This is a genomic window from Desulfovibrio sp. An276 (assembly GCF_002159665.1).
Taxonomy (GTDB): Bacteria; Desulfobacterota; Desulfovibrionia; order Desulfovibrionales; family Desulfovibrionaceae; genus Desulfovibrio; species Desulfovibrio faecigallinarum.
Genome location: NZ_NFJC01000062.1, coordinates 1 through 5,974, shown reverse-complemented (window position 1 = coordinate 5,974; position 5,974 = coordinate 1). Strand labels below are relative to the sequence as shown.

At 54.7% G+C, this 5,974-nt stretch carries 4 protein-coding genes; 1 reads left to right on the top strand and 3 read right to left on the bottom strand.

Features of this window, described 5'->3' with window-relative positions; all coding sequences use genetic code 11:
* A partial coding sequence (locus B5F76_RS14085; RefSeq protein ID WP_087355699.1) for an isocitrate/isopropylmalate family dehydrogenase occupies nt 1–847 on the bottom strand: 847 nt, incomplete at its 3' end.
* A 376-nt stretch (nt 848–1,223) separates the two neighbouring features.
* On the opposite strand from B5F76_RS14085, the gene B5F76_RS14080 reads away from it, so the two are divergent.
* Entirely contained in the window at nt 1,224–3,542 is a 2,319-nt protein-coding gene (locus B5F76_RS14080; protein WP_087355697.1) for a hypothetical protein, read from the top strand.
* A 91-nt stretch (nt 3,543–3,633) separates the two neighbouring features.
* On the opposite strand, the gene B5F76_RS14075 is transcribed toward B5F76_RS14080, so the two are convergent.
* The gene (locus B5F76_RS14075) at nt 3,634–4,311 is read right to left on the bottom strand and encodes a YczE/YyaS/YitT family protein (protein WP_087355695.1); all 678 of its coding nucleotides are present in this window, start codon (nt 4,309–4,311) and stop codon (nt 3,634–3,636) included.
* 66 nt (nt 4,312–4,377) lie between these two features.
* Nucleotides 4,378–5,772 carry an ATP-binding protein gene (locus B5F76_RS14070; RefSeq protein ID WP_087355693.1) on the bottom strand — a complete coding sequence of 465 codons (1,395 nt, stop codon included), beginning with the start codon at nt 5,770–5,772 and terminating at the stop codon, nt 4,378–4,380.
* Nucleotides 5,773–5,974 lie beyond the last annotated feature (202 nt).

Below are 5,974 nucleotides of genomic sequence, written 5' to 3'. Positions count from 1 at the left end.
CGCTGTATTCGCGCGGGCGCAGCAAAATCTGCTGGAACATGGAGTCCGTGATGCGGTCCTTGATGACGATCTTGCCGTCCGGATTGCCGTTTTTCGAGGCTTCTTCCTCGGTAATGGTGTAGGCGCCGAATTCCTCAGCAGCGCACTCGTAGCCCCAGCGCCTGAAGCCGCCCTCGGTGAATTTCATGATGTTGCCCTTGTGGACCAGGGTGACGCTCGGAAGCCTGTGGTCAATGGCGTATTGTATGGCCATGCGCACAAGGCGCTTTGTGCCGGTCTCGGAAATGGGCTTGATGCCTATGGAACTGTCCGGGCGCACATCGCGGCCCGTAAGCTCCTTGATGAGGGCTATCATCTTCGCGGCTTCGGGGGTGCCTGCATCCCATTCGATGCCTGCGTAGAGGTCTTCCGTGTTTTCGCGGAAAATGACCATATTCACTGCGTCCGGATCCTTCACCGGGCTTGGCACGCCCGGAACGTGGCTGACTGGACGGATGCAGGCGTAGAGGTCAAAGAGTCTGCGCAAAAGGACGTTGACAGAGCGGAAGCCCTTGCCCACCGGGGTGCTCAAGGGACCCTTCAGGGCCACGCGGTACTTTGTGATGGCCTCCATGCTCTTTTCGGGCACGAATTCGCCTGTCTTCTGCCAGCAGGTCTCGCCAGCGTCTATGGACAGCCACTCGATCTTCCTTGCTCCTCCATAGGCCTTTTCCACTGCCGTATCGAACACGGGCCTTGCCGCATTCCAGATGTCCGGTCCCACGCCGTCGCCGGCTATGATGGGAATGATGGGATCGTTGGGGATGATCAGTTTGCCGTCAGCGCCTAGAGTAATGCCAGTGCCCATATGTTCTCCCTCGGGAATTTGTTTGTCTTTTGTACGCCAGTACAAGCAAGGGCCCGCCCTATTCCTTTATGGACCTTGTTGCGGGCAGGCAGACATTAGCCTTGAGTATGGGCAATTGCAAGGCCCATGTGCGTGACAAGGTCTTGATTTTGCTTTTCCAAACGACTAGAAACGACAATATTCGAATACCCTAGGGCAGCCCCCTGAGGGCAATACGGCCTTGCCTTGGCAAGACCCTGGACTTCAAACTGGCAAAAAACAGTTTTCACAAACAATTTCTTTTTTGCACAGATATCCGCACAAAATACATGCATATTTACGAAACAAATCAAAATTTTTCTTGTGTACAGACTACAAGCTACCGGAGAACAACATAATGTCCAAAACGATATACAGCGAGAAATTCAGCCAGCAGGAACAGGAAAGAATAACTCAAGAGTTCCGTGAGGCATTGCAAAGAAAGGGCAGCACTGTTTCTCCGATACTTCCCTTCACCGATGCGATAGCAAGCACACGCCTTGGCAAGAAGTGGTGCGAAAATTTCGATTTCTTCCCAGAGTACAAGGGGCAGACGGATTTGGGCAAAAGGTGCCTGCGTCGCGGAGGCGTTTGCCATCTCGCGGTTTTGGGGAACACAATCACAGCCACTGTCTGCGATGCCGAGCCCTGCACTGTGACCATCACTTTCCCCAGGGCAAACAAAGAGCATATCGGTCTTATGCAGCAGGAGATCAAAAAGGCCCGTCTCTCGGTTGTGAACTTTCGCAAGGGCAATCTGCCAGAGGAGCTCATTGAGACGCTTTGTTCTCCAGGCTATGGTCTTTTGCCGCCTCTGCGAAGCATTCAAACCAATTGTTCCTGTGGCAAGGGAAGCCCTTGCCTCCACGTCTTTGCCGCACTCTTTGGCATGGGCAGGATGCTGGACACAAATCCCCTGCTCGCCTTTTCGCTTCGCGGCATAGAATCCTGGGAACTGTACGAGGTAAAGGGAGCCAACAGGAAGGCTCTGCCTGCCGAGCAAGGCCCGGGAAAAGCGGGCTCAAGGCCAGTCCAGACACCCGGGTTGGACACAAGCGCAAGGGAAGCGAGCAAGCACCCTGTTCATGAACCCACCATCTCGAAGGTCCCCCTGGGCAGGGAGACCTTCGAGATGGAGCCACGCGCGAAGCATTCTGCTGGATCCAGCTTCATCTCCGGAGTTTTCTCTTCGCATGCCAGCAACGAAGTAGACTTTGCCAGCGCCATTCAGGACCTGAATGAAAGCTTCTTTGATAACGCATTCATGGAAGATGAAGACAACAATGAACCAGACGCCCACAAGGCTGACATGGAGCATCTGATCGAATCACTGGGTGGCGACCAGGACATGGCGCTCGTAGTCCATAGAATGCAAACTGTCCTTGATGCCTATGAAATGAGCCGTCTGGCAAACAGTTTTGGCAAGATATCCCTGTCGCCCAGGCTGCAAAGGCAATTCGACGACAAAATGAGCAGGCTCAGTATCCCGGAGATGGTCCTGTACGGCGCACGCACAATGACACTGGAGCAACTGGAGCAACTAGACGAGAAGGGCGTCGAAGATCTCTGCGCAACAGGCATGGCTATTCTCCTGTATCGGCAGGTGATAGAAGTGGCTGAAGGCAAGCCGCCCAAGGAAAAAAAGGCTGCCTGGGACACTGTTCCGGATTCGGATATCGATGTTTTGAGCAAGTTCAGATTCAGGACAAGGCAGCATCCGGACGATCCATACCAAAAATTCTGTCTCGAGATGTATCGGGACGCCCAGGAAGAATTCAGCGATCCCAAAGAATACAAGAGAATAGACAGGATGTTCGCAAAAGTTCTGGCCTCGACAGATCTGACCCGAAAATTCTTCTTTTTCTTCAACAGGGAATTCCCTGGTCCGCTCATCTCACTGCTTGGAGTCGCGAGACTGGAACAAATGGAGTACCCGCAAGACAAGATACGGGAAGAAGACATCATTGTCGCCGGTACAGCCGTCGCCGCGCCATTGGTTTTGGCCAAGGTACTGGGAGAAGACGCGCCCAGAATAGGAAATGCGCCCCTGTACTCCGCTCCAGTCCGCAAGAAGAGCCTTCCGAAGGGAAAATCCGGCAAGGGCAGGAAAGACGCTCGAAAAACAAGGGGTGCCGCAAAGGCCACTGACGCCGCAGCAAAGGCCCAGCCTGCAAAAGTCAGCGAGACTGCAGCCAAGGCTCAGCCCGCAAAGGCCAGCGGGACTGCAGCCGAGGTACAGCCCGCAAAGGCCACTGATGCCGCAGCCAAAGCACAGCCCGCAAAGACCTCTGATGCGGCAGCAAAGGCTCAGCCTGCAAAAGCCACTGATGCGACAGCAAAGGTGCAGCCCGCAAAAGCCGGCGAGACTGCAGCCAAGACGCAGCCCAAGAAAAAAGTAGCCGCTCCGGCCAAGACTACAGCAAATGACAAGGCAGAGCAGGTTCTGGAGAGTACTCCCCTGCCCTTTGACGCAAAGAACCCCACAGGAGAGGGACTGCGCGCCCTGTTCAGGCTGAGCGGCACTTCGGAAGAGGGCTTTGCCTGGCATCTCGGGGTGGGCATGCCGACCATCGCCCGCTGGCTCAAGGTCGAGGGTCCACTCAACGTGCGCTCCGCTTCCCTGCAAAAGATCTGCAAGTACCAGACAAAGGTCCTGAAAAAGCTTGGCAGAGGCTGATCCTTCGGCTGACAAAAGAACAAGAGGGACAGAAACCAAACGTGTTTCTGTCCCTCTCTTTCGTTGTATTGTTCGGAAAAACCGCTCGTCTTTAGCTTGGCCTCGGGCGCTTCCTTCTTTTCTGCTGCCTTTGCGGAAAAACCTTGCGCACGCAGGCGCTCAAAAAACGCACCACAAAGCCAGTGAGGATGGCTGAGCAGATAGTGCCCTCGCCAACGCCAACCACTGATCCCAGGCCAACAAGGCCAATAGTCATGCCTATGGCGACCATGGTAGTGTCGCAGAGTACCTTGATGGAACCGAAGTTCTTCCTTGTCACGTAGGCTATGGCCAAAACCAGCCCCTCGCCTGGCAGGACTATGATGTTGCTTGCCACCTCGATGAGGATGCCGACAGCCATGACCACTATGCCAAGGCCCAGAAAGCCCAGACGCTCGATGTAGGAAAGCTCCAGCACAAAGGAGGTGTGGTGCATCCAGAAGTCTATGCACAGGGCAAAGAAGAAGACCGGCAGTATCTGCAGCACATTGCGTATCCTGAAGCGCTTTTTGCCAAGGACAAAGCGTTCCACAAGCACGAAAGTCGCGTTCATGAGTGCAGTGTAGGTACCGATGGTCAGGGGAAAGATGGAGTTGACAGCGTAGGGTATGCTTGTGATGGGCGTTGTGCCCAGATCGGTATTGGTTATGGTGGCTATGCCGCAGCCCATGATGAACAGGCCCAAGAGGAAGCTCAGGCAACGCAAGGCCAGAAATATCTTGCTTTTCATGACACGCTACTCGCAATTTTCCGTATGTGAGGACGCAATCCCTTGGGAGAATCCCGAAGATCTCGCTCAGGGAAAGCGGGAAAGCATGTCGTCCAGGGATACAAGGCTCAGTTTTTCGTATTCAAGCGCTTTGCAGTCGTCGGCAAAGCCCGAGGTTGCGAAGACAAAGTATCTTTGCGCGTCCAGCCCCCTGCACGAGGCAAGAAAGCTCTCCACATGCGCTTTTTGCACTGGCTCCCCGCCCCAGAAGCTCTTGCCGCAGAGCATGCCGCAGGCCTCGTCCCTTGCAGCCACGTCCAGGTAGATCTGCGCCCTTGTTTTCGGATTTGTGCCCCAGTAGCGCCCGATCCTGCCAAAGGTCTGCAGTGAAGGATCGGACTTTTGCAGTGCACGCAGCCACTGGCGGCAGATGGCAGCGAACACGTAGTGCAGATAGGAAGGCTCGTCTTTTGCTATGAGGTCCAGGACAGGCTCTGTACAGCCCAGGGTGAGCGTACTCAGATTCTGCGGGATGTAGCGGAAGAGAAAGCGAAAGAGAGGGTGCTCCACCACGTAGAGGGTCTTGCGCGAATTTTCTTCTCCTGCAGGGTGTTCCTTGCGCACAAGATCCAGGGTGATGAGTCTGTTCAGATAGAGGGAGCAGGCCCCTGTCTCGAGTCCTGTCCTTTCCGCTATGTCGCACAGGCGCTCGGCCCCACTGGCAATGGCAGAGAGGATGCCGTTGTAGACGGCCCCCTCGCGCACTTCCTGGCGCAAGAGGTGGCCCGGTTCTTCGAAAAGCCTGCTCTGGGGATTGAGCACGTGTTCCACAAGGATTTGCCGAACGTCTCGCGCGCCCCCGAACCAGGAAAGGTACTGCACTGTTCCGCCAATGATGCCGTAGAGACGGATGGCGTCCTCGCTGCGAAAAAGATCAAAGTGGCGGCGCAGGGTAAAGAAATCCAGGGGAGCAAGCTTTATGGCAATGGGACTCAGGGCCTGAAAGGGGCTTTGGGCCCCAAGCACATGTTCTTCCATGAAGGAGAGCTGCGAGCCGCTCAGGATGAGCAAAAGCCTGGATTTTTCCGCGTGTGCCAAGGCAAGTCCTGCAAGCTCGGTGGACAATTCCGGAAGGGCTCTTGCGAGATAGGGATACTCATCCATGACGAGCACAAAGGGCATTTCCTCGGAACGGGAAAACAGGCTTTCCAGCGTCCCTTTCATGGCCTTCATGGGAGCGTCTTCCACCTTTTCCGGTGCAAAGAGGCCCGAGAGCACCATGGCGTGGCGCAGGTTTTCCACATTGAGGGCTGCCGAATTCGAGCTTGCTGTGAAGAAGACTCCGGGCTTGTCCTGCAAAAAGTGGCGGATGAGGGCAGTCTTGCCCACCCTGCGCCTGCCGTACAAAACAGCCATACGAAGCCTCTTTTCGCCCCACAGGCTCTTGAGCCTTGCGCTCTCCTCTTCACGGCCAATGAACATCTGTCCTCCACAAAAAAAGTAAATCACAAACTACTAAATCACAATTTAGCTATTTTCTAGGTCGTGTTGACAAATTCATGGGAGTGTTCCAGTAGGAGTACCTACTACACAACCTTCGCCCACATTAACGTATTGAAAATATGGAAATAAGAGGAGAATGACAGAGTGGTCTTCACATATCGTGTTGCAAGGCCACGCCATC

Bases quoted from the DNA above. Each gene is read 5' to 3' on its own strand.
- B5F76_RS14070 (WP_087355693.1), bottom strand. From the start codon at position 5,772: ATGTTCATTGGCCGTGAAGAGGAGAGCGCAAGGCTCAAGAGCCTGTGG.
- B5F76_RS14075 (WP_087355695.1), bottom strand. From the start codon at position 4,311: ATGAAAAGCAAGATATTTCTGGCCTTGCGTTGCCTGAGCTTCCTCTTG.
- B5F76_RS14080 (WP_087355697.1), top strand. From the start codon at position 1,224: ATGTCCAAAACGATATACAGCGAGAAATTCAGCCAGCAGGAACAGGAA.